Annotated in this window: 24 protein-coding genes and 1 tRNA gene; 7 read left to right on the top strand and 18 right to left on the bottom strand. The window is 28.6% G+C overall.

Going from position 1 to position 22567, the window contains the following annotated elements; all coding sequences use genetic code 11:
• Positions 1–2 precede the first annotated feature (2 nt).
• A complete protein-coding gene (locus HMPREF0078_RS05465; protein WP_004839140.1) occupies positions 3–947 on the bottom strand; it encodes an NAD(P)-dependent oxidoreductase in 945 nt (314 codons plus the stop codon).
• Between the two features lie 88 nt (positions 948–1035).
• Between HMPREF0078_RS05465 and HMPREF0078_RS05470 the strand changes: the two genes are divergently transcribed.
• Entirely contained in the window at positions 1036–1434 is a 399-nt protein-coding gene (locus HMPREF0078_RS05470; RefSeq protein WP_004839141.1) for a VOC family protein, read from the top strand.
• Between the two features lie 25 nt (positions 1435–1459).
• Here HMPREF0078_RS05470 and HMPREF0078_RS05475 read toward each other — a convergent pair whose 3' ends face one another.
• The 5 genes from HMPREF0078_RS05475 to HMPREF0078_RS05495 form a co-directional block, all read right to left on the bottom strand.
• A complete protein-coding gene (locus tag HMPREF0078_RS05475; RefSeq protein WP_004839142.1) occupies positions 1460–1933 on the bottom strand; it encodes a nucleoside deaminase in 474 nt (157 codons plus the stop codon).
• 93 nt (positions 1934–2026) lie between these two features.
• A tRNA-Arg gene (locus HMPREF0078_RS05480) sits at positions 2027–2103 on the bottom strand.
• Between the two features lie 46 nt (positions 2104–2149).
• The gene (locus HMPREF0078_RS05485) at positions 2150–3373 is read right to left on the bottom strand and encodes a D-alanyl-D-alanine carboxypeptidase family protein (protein ID WP_004839143.1); all 1224 of its coding nucleotides are present in this window, start codon (positions 3371–3373) and stop codon (positions 2150–2152) included.
• 8 nt (positions 3374–3381) lie between these two features.
• Entirely contained in the window at positions 3382–4215 is an 834-nt protein-coding gene (locus HMPREF0078_RS05490; protein WP_004839144.1) for an aminoglycoside 6-adenylyltransferase, read from the bottom strand.
• 78 nt (positions 4216–4293) lie between these two features.
• Positions 4294–4872 (bottom strand): NUDIX hydrolase, encoded by a 579-nt coding sequence (locus HMPREF0078_RS05495; protein WP_004839145.1) that lies wholly within the window; start codon positions 4870–4872, stop codon positions 4294–4296.
• A gap of 107 nt (positions 4873–4979) precedes the next feature.
• Here HMPREF0078_RS05495 and mscL point away from each other — a divergent pair, with 107 nt between their 5' ends.
• Positions 4980–5387, top strand: a complete 408-nt coding sequence (mscL, locus tag HMPREF0078_RS05500; RefSeq protein ID WP_004839146.1) for a large conductance mechanosensitive channel protein MscL — start codon at positions 4980–4982, stop codon at positions 5385–5387.
• Between the two features lie 53 nt (positions 5388–5440).
• Here mscL and topA read toward each other — a convergent pair whose 3' ends face one another.
• The 5 genes from topA to ylqF are packed head-to-tail and all read right to left on the bottom strand — an operon-like array spanning position 5441 to position 10387.
• On the bottom strand, positions 5441–7498 hold the full coding sequence (gene topA / locus HMPREF0078_RS05505) for a type I DNA topoisomerase (RefSeq protein WP_004839147.1): 2058 nt from the start codon (positions 7496–7498) through the stop codon (positions 5441–5443).
• Positions 7499–8578: a DNA-processing protein DprA gene (gene dprA, locus HMPREF0078_RS05510; RefSeq protein WP_004839148.1), complete on the bottom strand. Its 1080-nt coding sequence runs from the start codon at positions 8576–8578 to the stop codon at positions 7499–7501.
• On the bottom strand, positions 8579–8935 hold the full coding sequence (locus HMPREF0078_RS05515; protein ID WP_004839149.1) for a YraN family protein: 357 nt from the start codon (positions 8933–8935) through the stop codon (positions 8579–8581).
• On the bottom strand, positions 8932–9564 hold the full coding sequence (locus HMPREF0078_RS05520) for a ribonuclease HII (protein WP_004839150.1): 633 nt from the start codon (positions 9562–9564) through the stop codon (positions 8932–8934). Before HMPREF0078_RS05520 ends, HMPREF0078_RS05515 begins: the two co-directional genes overlap by 4 nt.
• Entirely contained in the window at positions 9551–10387 is an 837-nt protein-coding gene (gene ylqF, locus HMPREF0078_RS05525) for a ribosome biogenesis GTPase YlqF (RefSeq protein WP_004839151.1), read from the bottom strand. The genes HMPREF0078_RS05520 and ylqF overlap by 14 nt, the downstream gene beginning before the upstream one ends.
• Before the next feature lie 394 nt (positions 10388–10781).
• Between ylqF and HMPREF0078_RS05530 the strand changes: the two genes are divergently transcribed.
• The 4 genes from HMPREF0078_RS05530 (at position 10782) to HMPREF0078_RS05545 (ending at position 15676) form a co-directional block, all read left to right on the top strand.
• A complete protein-coding gene (locus HMPREF0078_RS05530; protein ID WP_039920549.1) occupies positions 10782–11441 on the top strand; it encodes a response regulator transcription factor in 660 nt (219 codons plus the stop codon).
• The gene (locus HMPREF0078_RS05535) at positions 11434–12405 is read left to right on the top strand and encodes a sensor histidine kinase (protein ID WP_004839153.1); all 972 of its coding nucleotides are present in this window, start codon (positions 11434–11436) and stop codon (positions 12403–12405) included. Before HMPREF0078_RS05530 ends, HMPREF0078_RS05535 begins: the two co-directional genes overlap by 8 nt.
• Positions 12406–12504: 99 nt before the next feature.
• The gene (locus HMPREF0078_RS05540; RefSeq protein WP_004839154.1) at positions 12505–13194 is read left to right on the top strand and encodes an ABC transporter ATP-binding protein; all 690 of its coding nucleotides are present in this window, start codon (positions 12505–12507) and stop codon (positions 13192–13194) included.
• On the top strand, positions 13181–15676 hold the full coding sequence (locus tag HMPREF0078_RS05545) for an FtsX-like permease family protein (RefSeq protein ID WP_039920550.1): 2496 nt from the start codon (positions 13181–13183) through the stop codon (positions 15674–15676). The genes HMPREF0078_RS05540 and HMPREF0078_RS05545 overlap by 14 nt, the downstream gene beginning before the upstream one ends.
• 107 nt (positions 15677–15783) lie before the next feature.
• On the opposite strand, the gene rplS is transcribed toward HMPREF0078_RS05545, so the two are convergent.
• Genes rplS through ylxM form a run of 7 tightly spaced genes read right to left on the bottom strand, consistent with a single transcriptional unit; the run spans position 15784 to position 19461 of the window.
• Positions 15784–16131, bottom strand: coding sequence for a 50S ribosomal protein L19 (gene rplS, locus HMPREF0078_RS05550; protein WP_004839156.1), 348 nt, complete (start codon positions 16129–16131; stop codon positions 15784–15786).
• Entirely contained in the window at positions 16103–16822 is a 720-nt protein-coding gene (trmD, locus tag HMPREF0078_RS05555; protein ID WP_004839157.1) for a tRNA (guanosine(37)-N1)-methyltransferase TrmD, read from the bottom strand. Before trmD ends, rplS begins: the two co-directional genes overlap by 29 nt.
• Complete coding sequence (rimM, locus tag HMPREF0078_RS05560; RefSeq protein ID WP_004839158.1) at positions 16815–17300, bottom strand: ribosome maturation factor RimM; 486 nt, start codon at positions 17298–17300, stop codon at positions 16815–16817. The genes trmD and rimM overlap by 8 nt, the downstream gene beginning before the upstream one ends.
• Positions 17297–17521, bottom strand: coding sequence for a KH domain-containing protein (locus HMPREF0078_RS05565; protein ID WP_004839159.1), 225 nt, complete (start codon positions 17519–17521; stop codon positions 17297–17299). Before HMPREF0078_RS05565 ends, rimM begins: the two co-directional genes overlap by 4 nt.
• A 5-nt stretch (positions 17522–17526) precedes the next feature.
• A complete protein-coding gene (rpsP, locus tag HMPREF0078_RS05570) occupies positions 17527–17772 on the bottom strand; it encodes a 30S ribosomal protein S16 (RefSeq protein WP_019117400.1) in 246 nt (81 codons plus the stop codon).
• Between the two features lie 16 nt (positions 17773–17788).
• A complete protein-coding gene (gene ffh, locus HMPREF0078_RS05575; RefSeq protein ID WP_004839161.1) occupies positions 17789–19126 on the bottom strand; it encodes a signal recognition particle protein in 1338 nt (445 codons plus the stop codon).
• An 11-nt stretch (positions 19127–19137) separates the two neighbouring features.
• Positions 19138–19461: a YlxM family DNA-binding protein gene (gene ylxM / locus HMPREF0078_RS05580; protein ID WP_039920552.1), complete on the bottom strand. Its 324-nt coding sequence runs from the start codon at positions 19459–19461 to the stop codon at positions 19138–19140.
• Positions 19462–19946: 485 nt separating this feature from the next.
• On the opposite strand from ylxM, the gene HMPREF0078_RS05585 reads away from it, so the two are divergent.
• Complete coding sequence (locus tag HMPREF0078_RS05585; RefSeq protein ID WP_004839164.1) at positions 19947–22421, top strand: coiled-coil domain-containing protein; 2475 nt, start codon at positions 19947–19949, stop codon at positions 22419–22421.
• The last annotated feature ends 146 nt before the right edge of the window (positions 22422–22567 follow it).

Here is a 22567-nt window from a genome sequence, read left to right on the forward strand (position 1 = left end):
AATTAACTTACTTTATTTACGATTTTGCCATCAAGAAACTTATATAAATTATCAAAAACAATTTCGCATCTAATATCCATAGCTTCTTGAGTTAAAAATCCTACATGATTTGTAAGCACTGTGTTTTTTGCATTTCTAAGAGGATAATTTTTATCAATCGGAGGTTCCATATCAAAAACATCAATGCCAGCTCTTAACTTGTCTTCATTTAATAATTTTGCCAAATAATCATTGTCAACAATCGGTCCCCTTGCACAATTTATCAAAATCGCCTTATCTTTCATAAGATCAAGCTCATTTTGTCCAATAAAACCACAAGTTTCTTTGTTTTGAGGAAGATGAATTGTAACAATATCAGAATTTTTCAAAAGCTCATCAAGGCTAACATACTTTGCACCAAGATTTTTCACTTCATCTTTTTCACTTCGACTATATGCCAAAATATTTGCACCAAAAGCCTTAAATAATTCAATAACTCTTATTCCAATTTTTCCTGTGCCAACAACTCCAACAGTTTTTCCTTTTATAATTTGACCAATGACCTTAAAAGATTCATCTTCATACATATTTTTTCTGTTTTCATTAAATTTTCTCATAAGAGAAATTGTAAGACCAATCACAAGCTCAGCAACAGAATCATCAGAATATCCGCTGGCATTTTCTACAATAATATTTTTTTCATTGCAAGCTTCAATATCAACATGATTAAAGCCAGTAAATGCTACATCAATTAATTTTAAATTTGTATTTTCAATTACATTTTTTGAAAATTTATTATTTGTAATTATAGCCACATCGCTGTCTTTTAATCTTTCAATTATTTTTTCATCATCAGATGCGCTTTTTTTGAAATATTGAAATTCATGACCAAGTTTTTCTATTTTTTCCTTATGACTTTCAATTATTTTATCATCAACGAGCAAAGGATCTATTAAAGAAATCTTCATTTACGCCCCCTTTATATTTTATTAATAATTTTTTATCTTGATATTATTATACTATTATGTTAAATTTAATTAAAGAAAGGAATTTAATATGGCAGTTGGTATATCATTTAAAAATGGAAAATGCTTGGAGGCTATTGAATATTATTGCGATATGTTTGACCTTGATCTACCCGAAAAAATAATCAGATATTCTGACTTTGAACAGTATAACTTTCCCGAAGAAATCCGAGATCGAATTTATAATTCAAAATTAGAAATTTATGGAAATAATGTATATTTATTTGACACAACTGATGATAAGCATTGGACAAGTGGAAATAATGGAAGGGTTGTTATTGAAACAAACAGCGAAAATTTATATAAGGCTTATTCAAAACTTGAAAAGGAATCAAAGGTATTAATGCAACCCCAAACAATTAATAAGAAATTATTTACAACCTTGATTGATAAATACAAGGTATTTTGGCAAATTATTGCTACAATTTAATTTATTTTAAAAAAGATTCTTACCCTTATTGGCAAGAATCTTTTTTCTTTTTATTTCTCAATTTTTTAAAAAAATTTTGCAAAAGCTCTAGGCTTTCTTCTTTCATCAAACCAAATTCTGCATCTAAATAATGCAGTTGGCTTCTGTCTCCTGTAATATTTGTGTTTGAACCGCAAGCTCCTCTTTTTACATCGGCAAGACCTATAACTAATCTTTTTATTCTTGAATTTATTATTGCTCCAGCACACATGGAACAAGGCTCCATTGTTACATACATTGTGCAATCTTCTAATCTAAAATCTCCAACATACTTACTCGCCTTATCAATCGCAAGAATTTCTGCGTGTTTCAATGCAGATTTTCCTTTGTATGTATAGTTGTGACTTCTTGCAATTATTTTTTCATCTTTTACAATCACACAACCAATCGGAACTTCGTCTTCTAATCTTGCAAGCTTTGCCTCATTTATGGCTTCTTTCATATAAAAAATATCATCCATTTATTTCTCCACGATTTTAAAATATTTTAAAGTTTTATTCAACAAAAAAAGCTATCGCTCATTTTTTTAAAATTTGCAATAGCTAAAAATATTTGGCGTCCTGAAGAGGATTCGAACCTCCGACACCCGCCTTAGGAGGGCGGTGCTCTATCCAGCTGAGCTACCAGGACCTACCTCAATAGTATAGCAGAAAAGATAGAAAAAGTAAAACTTTTTCTATCTGGCTATAATGCATTCTACCAAAAAATTACAAGCATCTGATACTGTTCTTTTTACTCTAGTAAAGTTAGATGCCTTTTGTTGATCTTTTTTGCTTATCAAATTAACTTCGTATTCTTTGTCCTTATATTTTATGTAAGCCTTGCCGAGTTTTTCATTTTTTTTGATTGGTGCTTTTATGTCTTTATTAATTTTAATTTTCACACTTGGCATTGCTTTGTCTTTAATTATAAAGCCAACTGTTTTTTCTGGATATAATTCTACATATCCTTCTTTTACAGAATTAACTTTTATTGAATCGCTAGGTAAATCTTTATCTGTAAGTTTTTTATAATTAAAATATCTTGAAACGTAATAGATTAAATCGGTCATAGCTGAATTTCTAAATTCATTTTCTTCAGCTCCCATCACAATTCCTATTGCCCTAAATTCATTTTTTGGATCAAATTTATTCATATCGATGGTTGTTGTAAGACAATGACCTGCTTCTTCTGTTGTTCCTGTTTTTAATCCATCAACTCCTTTTATTTCATCCCTAAGTGGAATGGTTGATTTTTTATGAATATCTTTTTTGTCATCATCAATGCCATTTATTTTTGAATATTCTAAAATATCTGGATACTTGTCAACAATTATTCTTGTAAGTTCGAATAAATCTTTTGCAGATGATGAATTTTGTTTATCATCTTCCGTATTTATTCCTGATGCATTGTAATATTTTTGACTTTTCAAATTTAATTCTTGGGCTTTTTTATTCATTTCATTGGCAAAATTAGCTTCACTTCCTGAAATTGTACTTGCCAAAAGATTTGCACAATCATTGCCACTAACTACCATAAGACCTGTAAGCAATTCTTTTATTGTGTATTGTTCGCCTTCTTTAATTCCCATTGCAGAATATTCTGGCCCTGTTAAGTCTTCAGCTTCCTTAGTCCCCTTAACTTTTGTATCAAAAGAAATTTTTCCACTTTCGATTGCATCTCTTGCAAGCAAAAATGTCATAAGCTTACTCATTGATGCTATTGGATAAGTTTGATCTGCATTTTTTTGATAAAAAATATCTCCACTTTCTTGATTTCCAATCAAGTACGCCTTTACAAATTTATCAGCACCAACAATATTATCTCCTTCTTTTGCTACCGTATCATCAGCAAAAGTTTTGATTGGAGAAAATATAAACAAAAACGCCAATAAAAATGCTATAATTTTTTTCCTTTTCATTCATCCCCCTAAACTTGTAGCGATTCCATTTTTTTATAATTTTTTCTCAAAAGCTTTAGTGTATAAACATCATCTTTTTTTGGATAAGAAAAATCAAATTTTTCAGAAAGTTGCATACCAATTTTTCTAAACAATTGGCAAGCTGCAAAAATTGCCCCATAAATTTCAGTAATATCATTTGTTTTAAAGGTCAATAACAATTCTTCCTTAATATCAGCTTCCAAAGTATGAATTAAATTTTGTCCATACTCCCCAGCATCTTTGCCCTTATTAAATTTGTCAATTATATACCAATTTAATAATTTATATAGATAATCCCTTACACTTTGCATTCTATAGCCTGCGCTAATAAGATCTCTTGACATAAGATTAAAAGAAACATCCAAACAGCTTGAAAAAAAGTTCTTACAACACTCATCAAATTCAAATTCACGAGCAAGACTATAAACAATATTTTTCTCACCAATTTCTTCTTCTAAATTCATTTCATCACAAATAAATTCAATACTTCCCGGACACAATTTTATAAAATCATTTGCCTTATCTTCCAAAATTAAATTTATGGAAATTTTTGTAGAATCATTAGTATAAAGTTCGAACTTTGTAAATTGTTGATTTTTTTTATCAAGCTCAAAAGAATCTTTTCTTTTATTAATCATTGCATAATCATCAAAAATATTTTCCAAATCCTCTTTGATTTTTGAAATAATAATATCACTCAAAACAAGATAAATATTTGCAAAATATTCATTATTATTATCTTCCTTTACAAAAAAAATCGCCTTGACTTTTTCATTAGATTTGGAATAATCTTTTAATTTTTCTATAATATAACTTTTCATAACCACATCTTTCTTTCTTACAAACAATTCTCCTATAAACTAATTTTACCACAAATTATAAATCTTTATAAGAAATAATTATTTATAAAATTTTAAAAAATCTTTCAAAACATTTGCAGTCATTCCCCATATAACAGGTTTTGTATTATAAAAATAAAAAGTATGGTATCTTTGCCAAAAATTATAATTTTTCCCATTAGGAATTTTTTCAAAAGGAAAATCATCTGGCAAATCCATTTTGAGTTTTGCAGTATATTTTTCTGGAGGATTTTTTTTCAAATAATCAATAGAAACCGTAAAAATAGAATCAACTTCCATATTATAAGAAATATTTTCAAAATTTTTATTAATTCTTCCATAATAAGCTTTGATTAGCCTATTTGAAGAAGACAAAATCATAGAAGAATAACCAATCAAAGAAATATCTTTTTCGTCCAAATTTAATTCTTCCCTGCATTCCCTAATGGCAGCCATCTCAAATTTTTCGCCTTCATTTACTCCACCACCAGGAAAAGAAACTTCGCCAGCTTGAGAAATGAGATTGCTCCTAACTTCAAATAAAATATGGTCTTTCCCATCAATATTAATTATAGGAATAAAAACAGCATATTTAGATAATTTTTTATAAAATTCATCATCAACTTGTAAATTTTTCATAAATTTTTTCTCCTTATAATCACTATACTATTTTTAAAATATTTTCTATCCTACACATTTATAAAAATTTGGGTATAATGAAAACAAATAAGAAATAAGGAGATATTATGTGGAAAGAATTTAAAGAATTTATTTCAAAGGGAAATGTAGTTGACTTGGCAATAGGTCTTATCATGGGATCTGCTTTCACTGCGATTGTAACTGCAGTTGTAGATGGAATTTTGATGCCAATTATTTCAGGACTTACAGCAGGAGTTGATTACGAAGATTTGGCAGTTAATTTTTTTGGAGCAAAATTACAAATAGGTAGCGTTATTAATGCAATTATTACATTTTTAATTATTTCATTATTCCTATTTTTAATTGTAAAAGCATTGAACAAGGCAAAAAAAGAAGAAGTTGTAGAAGCTACAACAAAAATTTGCCCTCATTGTAAAACAGAAATTAATATAGAAGCAACAAGATGTCCAAATTGTACATCAAAACTTGAAGGCTTTTCTGAAGAAATTAAATAATTTTTTTTAAAAAATAAAGCAGGCATAAGAGCCTGCTTTTTATATACAAAATTCTATCTTCTTTTTTCTTTAACGTAATCACAAGAATTACATTTTATTTCATCAGTTGATCTATTTTTTTTGTGGACTAAAAGGTCTCCGCATTTTGGACATTTTTCTCCTGTTGGTGGATCCCATGTTGCGTAATCACATTTTGGAAAATTTGAACAGCCGTAAAATCTTTTGCCCTTCTTAGAAACTTTTTCTATTATTTCTCCATTTTCACATTCTGGACATTTTACACCTGTTGTTTTTATGATTGATTTTGTAAAATCACACTCTGGGAAATTTGTACATCCAATAAATTTTCCATTTCTTCCGTGCTTTTCTGCAAGCGGATGGCCACACTTTGGACATTTTTCATCCAAAACTTTATCTTTTACCTTATAATCTGTCCTATCTTTTGAAACTTGTTTTAAATCTTTTTCAAATCCTTCATAAAAAGATTTTAAAACATCTTTCCAATAAACTTCATCTTGAGCAATTTTATCAAGCTCATCTTCCATTCTTGCAGTAAATTCTACATTTATTATGTCGTCAAAACTTTCTTGTAAAAAATCATTCACTCTTATTCCAAGTTTTGTCGGAAGAATTTTTCTTTGTTCAAATTCTACATAATTTCTTGAAATAATTGAAGCTATCGTTGATGAATAAGTTGATGGTCTTCCTATTCCATATTCTTCCAAAGTTTTTACAAGACTTGCCTCAGTATAATTTGCTGGTGGCTTAGTAAAATGTTGGTCTTTTTTAATATCAAGTGCCTTTATAATATCTCCTTTTTTTAAATCTGGTAGGATATTTTCATTTTCTTTTGCATTTGATATTTTCATAAATCCATCAAACAAAGTTATTTTTCCATTTGTTTTAAAAATTACTCCATTTGAATCAAATGAAAGAGATGTTGACAAATATTCGTAATCAGTCATCTGACTTGCAACAACTCTTGTCCAAATTAATTTGTAGAGTTTATATTGTTGATCTGTTAAATATTCTTTTACACTTATTGGATCATTGTAAATTGAAGTAGGTCTTATTGCCTCGTGAGCATCTTGACTTGTTTTTGATTTTTTGGAATAAGAATTTCCTTTTGATGCATATTTTTCTCCAAATTTTTCCTTAATATATGATAAACTTTCTCCAATAATTTCGTTTGAAAGTCTTGTGGCATCTGTTCTCATATAAGTAATTAGACCGACTCTTCCCTTATCTCCTAAATCAATTCCTTCAAATAATTGTTGGGCAAGAGACATTGTATATTTTGTTGAAAATCCTAATTTATTTGAGGCGTCTTGTTGTAAAGTTGAAGTTGTGTATGGCTTTTGTGGTTTTCTTTTCTTTTTTGTTTTTTGAATATCTACAACTTCAAACTTGTCCTTATCAATCCTATTTAGGATTTTTTCTGCCCCATTTTCATTTGAAATTTTCATTTTTTTGGATTTTGATCCATAAAATTCTGATTCAAATTCAATTTTACTTTCTTTGTGCTTAGCTGTAATTGTCCAATATTCTTTAGGAACAAAAGAATCAATTTCTCTTTGCTTATCTACAATTAATTTTAAAGCAACTGATTGGACTCTTCCTGCAGATAGACCAGATTTTACTCTTTTCCACAAAATTGGAGAAATTTCATAACCTACTATCCTATCCATAATTCTTCTTGCTTGTTGGCTATCTACCAAATTTTGGTCGATTTTTCTTGGATTTTTGATAGCATTTTTTACATTATTTTTTGTTATCTCATGAAATTCTACTCTGTTCAATTCATTTTTATCAAGTCCCAAAAGATATTGCAAATGCCAGCTTATTGCCTCACCTTCCCTATCAGGGTCTGTTGCAAGATAAACTTTGTCTACGCTTTCTGCTTCTTTTTTTAAGGCATTGATTGTTTTTGCCTTTCCACGAACTTTTATATATTTTGGTTCAAAATCATCTTCTATATCAACTCCAAGTTTTGACTTTGGCAAATCTCTAAGATGTCCATAAGTTGCTCTAACCTTATAATTTGAACCTAGCATCCTAGTGATTGACTTAGCCTTGGTTGGAGATTCTACAATTACTAAATTTTTTGCCATTTAATCCCCTTTACTTACGTATTCATTATTTCCCATATTTTCTATGTAATCATTTAATTCTAAAAATATTAAAATATAATTTACCTCTTCAATCGACATACAAAGATTTTGAGAAATCTCATCTGCATTTGAAGATGGCTTATCGATTATATACTTTACTACATTTAGCGTATCTTTATCAAGTCCATCTAGATTTAATTTTGTTTTTTTCTCATTTATCTTTTTAAAATCTTCAATTTCATCAATTATATCAGACGCATCCATCACAAGCTTTGAGCCTTCTTGAATTAATTTATTACAACCTTTTGAATAAATTGAATTTATATTTCCAGGTAGGCAAAAAACTTCTCTGCCTTGATCTAGGGCGAAATTTGTTGTAATCATAGTTCCAGATTTTTCTTTTGCTTCAATTACACAAACTCCTTTGCTAAGTCCTGAAATTATTCTATTTCTTCTTGGAAAATTGTAGGCATTTGGTGGAGTTTCTAGGGGAAATTCCGAAATAATAGCACCTTTTTCTTCAATTTTTTCGTACAAATACTTATTTGCCTTAGGATAAATTATATCAAGACCTGAGCCAATTACTCCAATAGTTTTAATATTATTTTCAAGACTTACCTTGTGACTAATTGCATCAATTCCATAAGCAAGACCTGATACAGTCCTGATATTTGTATCCTTAAAACCTTCTACGATTTTTTTACAAGCCCATTTCCCATAATCAGTACATTTCCTTGCCCCAACAAAGGCTATGGCATTTTTGTCCTCTTTTTCCAAATTCCCCTTGTAATAAAAAAGAGCCGGCCTGTCATCTATGTAGGATAAATTTATCGGATAATTATCATCGTATATGGTAGAAATTTTATAAGGACCATTAAAAACTTTTTGTCTATAAGCTTTAAAATTTTCTAAATTCTTAGAAGAAAATATCTTTTCCTTATTTTTCTTAGATAAATTTTCAAAAATTTTCCTATCAAGGTCAAAAAAATTATCCATATCAAGATTTTCACAAAAATCCAAAATTATTTTGTTTTGTAAATTTATAAAATTAAAATATAATAACAAATCTTTTTTGTCCATCTAATCACCAAAAGCGTTTTTTATGTAATGAATTGTTTTATTTTCAAGATAAACTTCGCACACATCAAAAGAGATCAAAAATTCGCCCAAATCTTTTTCCATAATATAGGCTTGAGCTGTTTTTTTGATTCTTTCTTGTTTATAATAATCAACATCCAAACTTGCAGGCTTAAATTCATCATTTTTTCTTGTTTTAACTTCAACAAAGGTCAAAATATCATTTTTTATTGCAATAATATCAATTTCTCCGTAGTATTTTAGGAAATTTCTATCCAAAATTTGGTAACCTTTTTTCTCCAAATATTTTAAGGCTATTTCTTCTCCAAAATCTCCTATTGTTCTTTTTTTGCTTTTCATAGAAAAGATAATTGCCTTTCATAAAATTTTCTTAAAAAAGTTTTTCTATGAATTGGACATTCCCCAAATTTTTCAAGACCTTCATAGTGTTTTTTTGTTCCATAGCCTACATTTGATTCAAATGAATAATAGGGATAAATTTTTGAGAAATTTTCCATTATTTTATCTCTTCTTACCTTGGCAAGAATTGACGCACAAGAAATGGCATATTCATACAAGTCGCCCTTTACAATGTTTAATTGCTTAATATGAGTATCAATTCTTTCAGCATCAATCAAAACAATTTGCGGTTTTTTTTCAAGACCTTCAAGAGCATCTTTCATAGCAAGCTTTGTTGCCTCTTTTATATTTATTTTATCAATAAGGATATTATTTGCATAACCAAAAGAATAAGAAATCGAATCATCTATAATTTTTTGATAGAGTTCATTCATTCTCTTTTTTGATAATTTTTTGGAATCTGTGACTCCTTCAATATGAGAATCTTTTTTCATTATAACTGCACAAGCAACAACAGGTCCTGCCAAAGGCCCCCTTCCAACTTCATCGATTCCTGCAATCAATTCATATTTTTCATGAATTTCATTTTTTATTTTATCATTAAATTCAGAATATCTAGGCTTTTTCAATTGTTATCCTTCCAAGTTTTCCACTTCTAAAATCATTAAAAATTAAATTTGCACATCTTGTATAATCAACTTCGCCTTTTCTAATAATTGCACCTCTTTTTATCCCGATTTCTTCATAAATTTCAAGAGCAGTTTTATTAGAATCTATCTTATACCTTTCTTCCAAATTTTTTGGATAGAATTCTTTCATAAATTCAATAAATTTAAGGCACAATTCCTCAATATTTAAAATTTCATCCTTAATTGCATTTGTAAAAGACAAATTAAGTCCTGTTTGCCCTTCAAATTTTGGCCACAAAACTCCGGGTGTATCCAAAAGCAAAATATTTTCTTTTGTTTTTATCCATTGTTTTTGTTGAGTAACTCCAGGTCTATTTCCAACCCTTGCTCCCTTTCTTTTGGCTATATTATTTATAAAGGTAGATTTACCAGAATTTGGAATTCCTACAACCATCATCCTAATATTTTCATTTTCAATATTTTTTTCTTCATTTTTTTTAAATTTTTCAAAAAGAATTTCTTTTGCAATATTATAAATTTCTTTTGTATTTATTTTTTCTTTTGCATTCATCTTTATTGCTTTTATTCCATCATCAGCAAATTTTTTTATCCATTTTTCATTTTCTATCTGGTCTGAAAGATCAGTTTTATTCATTATTATTATTCTATCTTTTTTTTCAGTAATTTCTGAAATCAAAGGATTTCTTGAAGATTTTGGAATTCTTGCATCTATTACTTCTAAAACTATATCAACAAGTTTTAAAGAATTTTTAATTTCTTCTTTGGTCTTTTTCATATGACCCGGATACCAATTTATATTCATATATCCTCCTAATCTTTATCTTATATTTTATCACAAAAATTTGTGATTTATAAAATAAAACACCTTTGTAATCTAATTAAGAATATATTTCCTTCATAAAAATTTTCAAAAATTTCCAATACCAAGACAGCCTTAAAGATTATTTTTAAAATATGATATAATATTGTAGAAAAAATATAGAAAATAGAGGCTTAGTCTGAAGTATATTACGATATTATCCTATGATAATTTTTAAAAAATTAACAGTTGAAAGATAAATAAATTAGACCTACAAAAAGCCATAAACACAACTTTCTACACCATAAAAATATGTCGATATGATAATGTAAGTATGAAAATATAAGAGGATTTGTAGGCATTTTAAGTGTTATATCGCAATTTTTGGAGCATAAAATTGAAAATATTAATGATTGAAGATGACAGCACAATTGCTTTTGCTGTTAAAACTTACTTAAACAAACAGAATATTGAGACGGTTATTTATAACAAGCTTTCTCTGACAGAAAATCTTAATTTTAATGATTTTGATTTAATTCTTCTTGATGCTAATCTCCCAGATGGGTCAGGCTTTAATTTTTTAAAGTGGCTGAGAGAATTTTCTGATATTCCTGTAATAATGCTTACTGTAAAAGACGAAGACGAGTATGTTATCAAAGGTCTTTCTCAAGGAGCAGATGATTATATTACAAAACCTTTCTCTCTTCCTGTTCTAAAGGCGAGAATAGACAATGTTTTTAGTAGAAAAATTAAAAAAGTGAATGAACTGACTTTTGAAAATTTATCTTTAGATCTTATATCAAAACAAGCTTCGATAGATGGAAAAGATTTAGACCTTAACTTAAAAGAGTTTGCTGTTTTGGAAATGCTTTTAGAAAACCAAAATATAAATCTACTAAGAGAGCGAATTTTAGATTATGTTTGGGGTTATGATTTTTATGAAGTAAATGACAATACCCTAACTGTCACCATAAAAAGACTCAGATCTAAACTTGGAGATTATGGCATTCATATAAAAACTCTTAGAGGGATAGGTTATAGGTGGGACAATGAATAAAAAAACTTTACTTGTCTTAATTTTAAATCTATTAATGTCTTTGTTTGTAGTTTATCTCAATCCAAGATTTGATATTCTAACACTTATAGGATTTCTAGTTATAAATATAATTCTGTTTATAGTTATTTCAAAAATTGAAAAGAAAAAAGAAGAAGCTATTGAAGATAAGATTAATAGTGTATTTAACCTCCTCCATTCACTTGATATAAACTCTGATAATTACGAAATTATAGACGATGAATTTGGCAAACTCAGAGATGAGATTATTAAAATTATTATAGAAAACAAAAGAATAGCTGAAAATTCAGAGAAAAATAAGGAAACTTTAAAAGAATATACTGAAGACATTGCCCATCAAATAAAAACACCGTTGACGGGATCACTATTATTGTTAGACCTATTAGAAGACGAAAATGACAACCTTTCTGAAGAATATATAGAAAGACTCAGAGATAATTTACTTAGACTCCACAACTTATCTGACATTTTATTAAAACTTGCAGCCCTTGATTCAGGCACAATAGAAATGGCAAAAGATAGTATATCGGCTAGAGAATTAATTGAAGATATCATACGAAACCTAAAAGATTATTTTATCAATGATAATATTGAAATTCCTCTTTATGGAGATGATTTTAATCTTATATGCGATAAGAAATGGACTTATGAAGCATTATTTAATGTGATGAAAAATGGTATAGAAGCAACAGAAGATAGACAGATAGAAATCCAACTTAAAGAAACAAATCTATATAAAAGTATTTTTGTGGAAGATTTTTCTAAAGGCTTAGATCGAAAAATGTTAGAAAAAGTTTTTAGGCGTTTTTATAAGGCGGATCCAAATTCAAAAGGCTATGGTATTGGACTTCCTATGGCAAAATCTGTTATGGAAAGACAAAATGGAGAGCTTTTATATCACAAAGGGAAGAAATCAAATGCCTTTGAACTGAGATTTTATAATTAAATTTTAAGACTGTGTCTAAAAATAAGACACAGTTTTTTTCTAGTCACTTTCCAGTCACTTAAGCCTAATATTATACAAGAAAGATAAGGAGGACTAAATATGAATATTGTAAAAACAGTAGATTTAACAAAAACTTACAATAGTGGAGTAGAAGTAAATGCCCTTTCAAATGTAAACTTTGAACTAGAAAAAGGAGACCTAGTTGCCATTATTGGAGACAGTGGCTCTGGCAAATCTACCTTACTTCATTTACTTGCAGGAGTAGATACACCAACAAGTGGTGATATATTTATTCAAGATAATAATATTACTAAGTTTAACAAAGACGAAATGACAGTATTTCGCAGAAGAAATATTGGCGTTGTCTACCAATTTTTTAACCTAATTCCAAATATTAATGTGAGAAAAAATATCCTACTTCCTCTTTTATTGGACAATAAAAAAGTAGATGAAGACTATTTAAAGGAAATTTTATCGATACTAGGAATAGAAGGAAAGCTTGATAGGTATCCAAAACAATTATCGGGTGGTGAGCAACAAAGAGTCGCTATTGCCAGAAGTTTGATTACAAGACCTGCCATCGTTCTAGCAGATGAACCTACAGGAAATCTCGATAGAAAAAATTCTGAAGAAATCATAGGACTTTTTAGACTAGTAAATAAAAGATTAAATTCTACAATTATGATAATAACTCATGATGAAAAAGTAGCAAATTCTTGTGATAAGGTCTATAGAATGGTAGATGGTAGGTTAAATTTCTTAGGAGATGAAACTTATGAAAATTATTAATGACCTAGCTGATGGAGCTGTAAAAAATAATAAGAAAGACAGTTTTTCTATTAAAATATCAATACTTTTAGCGGTAATGTTATTAGGAACTGTAATTTTTATCTTAAACTCGTTAAAAACTGACAAGTATGAGTATGTAAAGAAAACTTTTGGAGATTATCATGTGAATATAAGTGGAATTGACCAAGGTTTTTATGATAAATTAAAAAACGATAAAGATATAGAAAAAGTTTCTTTCAATAAAGTAATAAAAACAGACTTAAATGCAGTTATATATGAAAATGGAGATCCTGCAAGCCTTTTACGTTATGATATTAAGGAAGGAAAAAAGCCAGAAAAAGCAAATGAACTTTTAGTTCCAGAGAGATTTTTAATAAAAAATAAAGAATATGATTTGGGTTCTGAAATAAATGTTCGTGATAAAACTTATAAAATAGTTGGTACTTATGATGATTTTAGCTATTCATTTGAAGAGGCTATGCTTGTAGGTTTATCTAAAAGTGATGATAAAAAAGTCTTGTTTGAAAAAAATGTTGGTACCGAAGCAGAAATTTGGTATAAAAATATAAGAGATACTTATACAAAAACTAGGAAAATTTTATCAGAAATGAATATTGACGAGAACCATGCCTTAGACATTGGTAGAGTATTTTATAATAAAGATATCTTAGAATATAAAATGGTCTATCCAAAAGGAATTATTCCACCAAAAAGTGTTGTAAACTCAGCTTTAGAACAATATGGAGCAGCCTTCTTTCTTTGCCTACTTTTTGCTTTTATCATTTATGGGGCTTTTAATGTATGGAACAATAGGGATCTAAAGGAAATTGCTTTATTAAAAAGCACTGGGATGACAGATAAGCAGGTAAAGCAATTAATTCGAAAGAAAGCATTTAAACTTTCAACCTTACCAATAGCCTTGGGAACAATCTTATCTTTGGCTTCTGCAAATCTGCTCTTATATTTGATGTGGCTTAATAATACAAAATCTTATCAAAACATATCAAATATTTTAGGTCAAAGTGTAAAATCTATGGATTTCCATTTCATATTTCCAAGCCCTATATCTATTTTAATAATTGTTTTGTTATCCTTGATAATGGTGTATTTTTCAGCATTGATCCCTGCCAAGAAAAGTGCGAAGATAAATGTTGTCGAAGGTTTAAATGGGATTACAGAAAAAAATATTAAATTAGGAAAATCAAAAATAAATGGACCAATAGAAAAGACTTTAGCAAAAGATTATTACAGGTCTTACCAATCAACCTATAAAATTATTGTGATATCAATAGCTCTATCAGCTTTTTTATTGACGACAGTTTTAGTAAGTCAGGCATATAAAAGTTTAGAGGAAAAATATAATAACTACCAAAGTCCTTACAATTTTGACTCTAGTATTTATGTAGATGATTTTTTGGATAAAAACCTTGTTCATGATATAGAAGAAGTTGAAGGCATAGACCAATTGCATGTATATCAAAGAGTTGATACAAAATTTTACCTTGGCGATAATAAGGATTTTATTTCTAAAGATTTAAAGGAAGCTTTAAAGAGCGGTAAAATACCGGAAGATAAATTGTATTCCAACATATACGCCCTAACAGATGAGGATTTTGAGAAACTTTTAAATGAAAATAATATTTCGAATGCAAAGTATTTACTACTAAATAAAATTCCAAAAAATAGTGGAAGTCCTTATTCTTTTAATGAATATATAAAAATTTCTGATAAGGATACAGGAAAAGTAACTTTAAAATATAATGCAAATGGTAAGTCCATGCCTATAAAAATAGATTCAAGTATCGATGAAATGCCTTATAATATAGAAGCTTATAATGACAATCAAATATCTATCTTTACAAGTGAAAGTACTATGAAAAAATTTATTGATGAATATGGAATAGATCAAGGCAACCCAGTTTATTATTACTTTGTAAAAATTAAAGCTGATAATAATAAAGAAAAAGTATTTGAAGATGCGGAAAAAGTAATTTCAACCTATGTTCCAAAATCTGATCATGGAACTTCTACAGAAATTATTAGAGCAGCCATGGATAAAGAACTAATAAGAAATGAAAAGCTATTGAATCTAGCCATCCAAATCATTCTTATAACAATTGCACTTTCCAATGCTTATAATAGTTTTAAGGGAAACCTTAGGGCAAGATCCAATGACTTTAAACTTCTATCAACAGCAGGTATGACAGAAAAGCAAATGAAAAAGATGGTCTTTGGAGAAGGGAAAATATTGTTTAAAAATATTTTCTTAGTCTATATCTTTATGTTCATTATGAGAATTGCACTTAGAGCCTATAGGAGTAACTATGAATTAGCATTTGCGATAAAAGGTCTGATAACAAATATGAATTATATCCCTCTAATAGTAGTATTTGTATTTATGATTGCAGGAGTTTTATTTGCAATAAAAAGTGGTTTTAAAACAATAAACGAGAACTCAGATAATACTTTCAAGAGTATATAAGAAAAAGGCTGTGAGCATTAAACTCATAGCCTTTTATCTTGACACCTAAATACTCTTTAAATCAGTTTTCTAAAATCCCTAATTCAATGAGCCTTTGGGCCTTTTTATTAATAATTTGTTTTTTCTTTAACTTTTGCAGCCTTACCTTGACGACCTCTTAGGTAATTTAGTTTTGCACGTCTTACCTTACCACGTCTAACGACTTTGAATACTTCTAGTCTTGGTGAGTGATAAAGGAATGTTCTTTCAACTCCTACACCATAAGAAAGTCTTCTAAGTGTGAAAGTTTTTCCAAGATTTCCTTCATTTATTTTAATTACTACACCTTCAAAGTCTTGGAGTCTTGTTTTGTCTCCTTCTTTGATTCTGTAGCTTACTCTTACAGTATCTCCAACTCTAAAGTCTGGATTATCTTCACGTAGTTGTTCATTTTCTATTTTTTTGATTAATTCCATCGTGATCCTCCTTGATATATCTATCGTATAAATCTCTTCTTACTCTTTTGGTTTTTTGAAGAGATGATTTCTTCTTCCACTCTTCTACTTTTTTATGATCTCCACTATATAGTTCTTTTGGAACCATATATCCATTAAAATTTCTAGGCTTAGTGTACTCATCATATTGTAGTAGACCATTGTAGTGTGAATCTGTAACTAATGATTCTTTTTTCCCAACAACTCCTCCAATAAATCTTGAAAGAGAATCTATTAACACCATGGCAGGGATTTCGCCACCGGTTAAAACATAATCTCCAATTGAAACTTCATAATCGACATAGTGATTGGTAATTCTTGCATCAATTCCTTCGTAATGACCGCAAATTATTACCAAGTCTTCAAAATCTGCAAATTTGATTGCTAATTTTTGGTTTAGGATTTCTCCTGCTGCAGACATGTAGACTACTTTTGATTTTGAACTTTTATTTGCTATTAGAGCATCATAAATCGGCTGAGGTCTCATAAGCATTCCTGCAGCCCCTCCAAAAACTGTATCATCAACCCTGTTGTGTTTGTCCTTGCTATAATCTCTTATATCAACAAGATTAATTTCAATAAGTCCTTTTTCAATTGCCTTTCCTATGACTCCATAGCTTTTTAGAAATTCGAAAGATTCAGGAAAAAGTGTAAGTATAGTTATTTTATTCATAATCTTTGAAGTTTTCCACTTCTATTTTTTTATTTTCTAAGTCAACATTTTTTACTGTAGCATTTAAGGCTGGAAAATAAATTTCTTTTCCGTCTTTTTCTATTACATAGATATCATTTGGATAAACTCCAGTGATGACATCTTTTATAAAACCAAGTTCTTGATTTTTTTCATAAACTTTTAGGCCAATCAAATCAAATAAATAATATTCTCCATCATTTAATTTTTCTAAGTCCTTATCCTCAATAGTAAGTTCGTGTCCAATAAACTTTTCTACCTCATTAATATCATTATATTCCTTGAGTTTTATGATGATACTACCCTTATGCTTAAAAGATGATTCGATTGTAACTAAATTTCCATCAAGTAAAAGTTTTGATCCTTTTTCAAATCTTTTTTCATTGTCTGAATAAGATTTTATTTTTAGATTTCCTTTTATCCCGTGTGTTGTAAGTATCTCTGCTACAGTTATTTTCATATTCTTATATTAACCTTAACATCTTCTTTGACTGCGCAGGCACGAGCAATAGTTCTAATAGAATTAATAATATTCCCACCTTTACCTATAACTCTTCCCTTGTCTTTTTCTGCTACGTTAATTTTAATGTCAACTTCTCCGTTGTCTTCTTCTAATATTATTCCTACAGCATCTTTGTCTTCGACAAGTTCTGTAACTATTAGTTTGACTAATTCTTTCATTTTTCTTATGCTAAAACGTTGTTGTCGTTAAATAATTTTTCAACAATAGAAGTTGGTTTTGCACCATTTTTAATCCATTGTTTAGCTTTTTCGTTGTCAATTTTAAATTCTTTTGGTTCAGATACTGGATTATATGTTCCAATTTCTTCGATGAATTTTCCATCTCTTGGACTTCTAGAATCTGCTACAACTACTCTGTAAAATGGTCTTTTCTTTTGTCCCATTCTTTTTAATCTAATTTTAACTGCCATCATAACCTCCGTTTTTTTAGAAGAAAGGCATATTGAATTTTCTTTTGCCTTTTCTACCTTTTTTCATATTAGTAAATTGTTTCATCATTTTCTTTAGTTCTTTGAATTGCTTTAATAATTTATTTAATTCATTCATATCAACCCCAGATCCCTTGGCAATTCTTTCTTTACGACTTTTGCCAATAATCTCTGGTTTTTCTCTTTCTTCTTTTGTCATAGAAGATATTAAAGCTTCAATCCTTACAAATCCTTTTTCATCAACATTTACATTTTTAAGCATCTTGTTGTTTACTCCAGGAATCATAGCAAGTAAATCTTCAAGCGGTCCCATATTTCTTATTTGATTTATTTGTTCAACAAAATCATCAAGAGTATAGGATTGGTTTCGCATTTTTTCTTCAAGTTCTTTTGCATCTTTTAAAGTAACTTGTTTTTCTGCCTTTTCAATAAGAGATAAGACATCTCCCATACCAAGTATTCTTGATGCCATCCTGTCTGGATGAAAGGCTTCAAGATCATCAAGCTTTTCGCCTGTACCAATAAATTTAATTGGCTTTCCTACAACTTGTCTAATTGAAAGGGCTGCTCCACCTCTTGCATCTCCGTCAAGTTTTGTTAGAATAACGCCAGTAATATCAAGATATTCATCAAATGTTTTTGCAACATTTACAGATTCTTGTCCAACCATGGCATCAACTACCAAAAGTATCTCATCAGGTTTTACAGCTTTTTTAATATTTTTAAGCTCATCCATCAAATCTTCATCGATTTGAAGTCGTCCAGCCGTATCCATTATAACAACATCATTGTTATTTCTTCTAGCATATTCTTTTGCTTCATTTGCAGTTTGAACAGGATCTTGCTTTCCCTTTTCAAAAACTTCAACCTCAGCTTGTTTGCCCACAACTTTCAATTGCTCAATAGCCGCAGGTCTATAAACATCAAGAGCTACTAGGAGAGGATTTCTGCCTTCTTTTTTTAATTTCCTGACAAGTTTTCCAGAGTGAGTTGTCTTACCTGAACCTTGCAAACCTACCATCAACACAACGTGAGGAGTAGATCCTTTTAGCTCAAGTTTAGAATTTTCCTTACCCATAAGATTTGTAAGTTCTTCATTTACAATCTTAATTACAGTTTGACCTGGAGTAAGAGATTCCATGACATCTTGACCCATAGCTCTTTCTTTGATTTTTTTGACAAACTCCTTAACTACTTTGTAATTAACGTCAGCCTCAAGCAAAGAAAGTTTTATTTCTCTGGCTACATTGTCGATGTCTTTTTCGCTTAATTTTCCTTTTCCTGTAAGTTTACCTAAAGATTCTTGTAACTTCTCAGAAAGATTTGAAAAAATCATATTTTCACATCCTAAATTTTATTTATCATTTCATCGATCATATCCATAGCTTCACTTTGATTTGAACTTTCGATCAACTCTCTTAACAAAGACAAATCTTCTCTTAATTGATTTTTTTTCTTTATTAAAGAAAGCTCATTTTCAAACTCAAATAACTTGTCAACAGACCTTTGAATCATATCAGATATGGCTTGTTTTGACTTATTATTGTTTTGAGCTATTTCATTTAATGATAAATCTTCATTGTAATAACAATTTATGACGTCTTTTTGTTTTTCATTCAAAAGCGATCCATAAGTGTCAAACAATCTTGCAACTTGTACTAATTTTTCCATATTCTCACCCGTCAAGTATTTTTCTTGACCTATAAAGTATACTAGCAATTCAATCTAATGTCAAGACTTTTTCTTGACTATTTTTTTCTTGAATTTTCAATCTTAAATAAAATTTTTTCAAGCAAAAATTAATTTGAAATTTGAAAATATTTTTAATTCGAAAAATTTTCAAAATATTTTAAAATTGAAAATAAAAAATTTCTTATTTAACTTTACAAATTTTATTTGTACAATTATTTTTTATTATTATTTTCAATAAAAGACAATATTTTGATATTCAAAGGAAAAAATTTTTGTTATCATATTTATGATAATGATTATTATTATGAATTATTTCTTTGAATTTTTATTTTTAAATTTGCTTTTTTAATTTTTATTTAATGCTTGGAAATTTAAAAATTTACTTTTCAAATGAAAATCAAATAATCATTATTTATTAAATTATAATTTAATAGAAAAAATTTAACATTATGGAGGTTTAAATTTTGAAAAAGAATAAAAAATTTGCTACTGCCCTAATTTTGGCTATGGGCTTGGGGGTTGTTAATCCCGTTTATAATTCTTACGCATCTAATACTGATGAAAATATGGTAGAATATAGAGAAAATTCGACTGGCTTTGCTGATAATTTAAATGAAAAAAATCTTGAAAATGAAGTTGGCAAAGCACAAAAAGAATTAGATCTTGCAAATGAAAATTTAAAAGCTAAAGAAAATGAAAAAATAGAACTTGATAAAAAAGTTTTATCTTTACAAAATGAACTTAATAAAGCCAATGAAAATAAGAAAAAAGCTGATAATGATTTTATTACCGCTTACAAAAAACAAAGTGAAGCAAGCGACGATTATATAAATCTTAGTGAAAAAAAGAATAAACAAGTTGAGGCTGACAAAAATTTAGCCAAAGCAAAAGAAGAACTTAATATTGCTAAAAATCAACAAGAAAAAGCAAAAGAGAATTTAAATTTAGCTCAAAAAAATGCTGACGAAAAGAAAAATGCCCTAGACTTGGCAAATAATAAGCTTGATGAGGCTAAGAAAAATGAGAAAGCTCAAGAAGATATTTATGAGAATCAAGCAAAGAAAAAAGCAAGTGATGCCTTGGAGAAAAAAGATAAGGCAAAAAAAGATTTAGACCAAGCGAAAAAAAATTCTGATAATTTTTTGGAAGATCAAAAAGAAGATTTGACAGAAAAAAATCAAAATTATGATAAATCGAAATCAAAAGTTGATGATTCACGCAATTCTTTAAATTCTCAAAATGAAGATTTGGATAAACTCTATGCGTCTATTAAAAATTATGAAAAAGACAAGACTGATATAAGCGATAAAAAGTCAGAACTTAAACAAAATTTGCTAGAAGCCAAAGAAAATATTAAATGGCTTCAGCCGAATAGTGATGGGTATAAGGCAAAACAAAATGAAATTGATGATTTAAATAAGCAAATAGAAGAAATTGATAAAATTTGCAAAAAAATTACCGAAGATTACAAAAATTTATATAAAGAGGCTGAAAAAGAATTTGACATATTTAGAAATTATAATACTAATTTCAATGATCTCAAAGAAAATATCAAAGAAAAAAGCCAAGCAAATGCCAAAAATATTGTAATACAAGAAATTTTAGATGGAAAATTAAACAAGGATAATCTAGAAGAAAAAGCTAAAGCTGCAAATAATAAATTAGGTGACTTGTATTTAAAAAGAAATGGCAAAGGACATGATTACGAAATGATTAATGATGAATTCCACAAGGCTTGGAGGAAACTAGCACATGCAAGTGAAGTTTTGGAAGAACAAAAAAAGATGGCTTACGATTCAAGTAGGGATGAAATTTTCAAAAAAGAGGCCAAAAAACTTATAAAACAATATTCCAAAGAATTTGAAGATAATCTTGCAGTATTAAAGGAAAAACTTCCCCTATTAAAGGAGAAAGCTGATATTTATTTAGAGTCTATGGTAGAAGTTGAACAAGCAGAAGCCTATGCAAATGCTTTAGAAAATGCAAATATTTTGCTTGAACAAGTAGATAAAAATAAAGAAAATCTTAAAAATTTAACCGATTCTTTCAACCAAGCTAATGCCCAATACGAAAAAGCACAAAAAGAATTAGAAGATGCAAAAAATCTCCTAGATTCTAAGAAAAAAGAAATTGAAGCCAATAAAAATTTGATAGCAAAGGCAAACGAAGACCTAAATACAGCAAGTGAAAATTTAAATAAAACAAAAACTCAAAAAGATCATGCTGACAAAAAGGTCAAAGAACTTGAAGATTTGATAAAAAATCTTACAAATAATTTGCCAGAAAAAATAGATGATGGAAAAATAAATGAAGCTAAAGAAAAATATAATAAAGCAAAAGATGAAGCTCAAAAAGCTCAAAAAATGCTTGAAAATGCACAAAAAGAAGAAGATGAAATCAAGGCTAGACTTAATAAAGCACAAGATGAAAAAACACAATTGCAAAAAGATATAGATAAGGCAAAAGATGACCTTGATTTAGCAAAAGAAAACCTTAAAAATAAAAAAGACGCCCTAGCCCTACAAAAAGAAAAAGAATCTATCCAAAAAGCAAAAGCATCGCTTGAAAATTTATTGAAAACTAGCAAGAAAATAAATGATAAAAATTTAAATAAGGTAATTGCAGAAATAGAAAAAGCCCTTAAAGACGAAAATCTAACAATAAATGATATTCTTTCATTAAACAACAAATTAACCGACGCCCTAAATAATGTAAAATTAAAGCCAAAAGATGAAAGCACTAAACCACAAGATAGTGATAAGGGAAAAAACAAAAATATTCAAAAAGATAAAAATAAAAATATTCAAAACAATGAACATAATAGAAAAACTCAAGGAAAAACCTCTCCAAAAACAGGAGTTGAAAGCCTATCCTTTGTTGGAACTTCCTTGGCACTTTCCCTATCAGCTCTTTTTGCTTTAAAAAAGAAAAGAAAATAAAGTCACAAACTCTTTAATATATTTTTAAAAAAATGAGTATCAACCAAGGTCTTAAAAGCAAGGTTGATACTCATTTTTACATTTTTAAATTTTATTATTTTCAAGACTATGTAAATTAAGATAAGCTCTTTTACTAAAAATTGACA

The organism is Anaerococcus vaginalis ATCC 51170 (assembly GCF_000163295.1).
Lineage (GTDB): Bacteria > Bacillota > Clostridia > Tissierellales > Peptoniphilaceae > Anaerococcus > Anaerococcus vaginalis.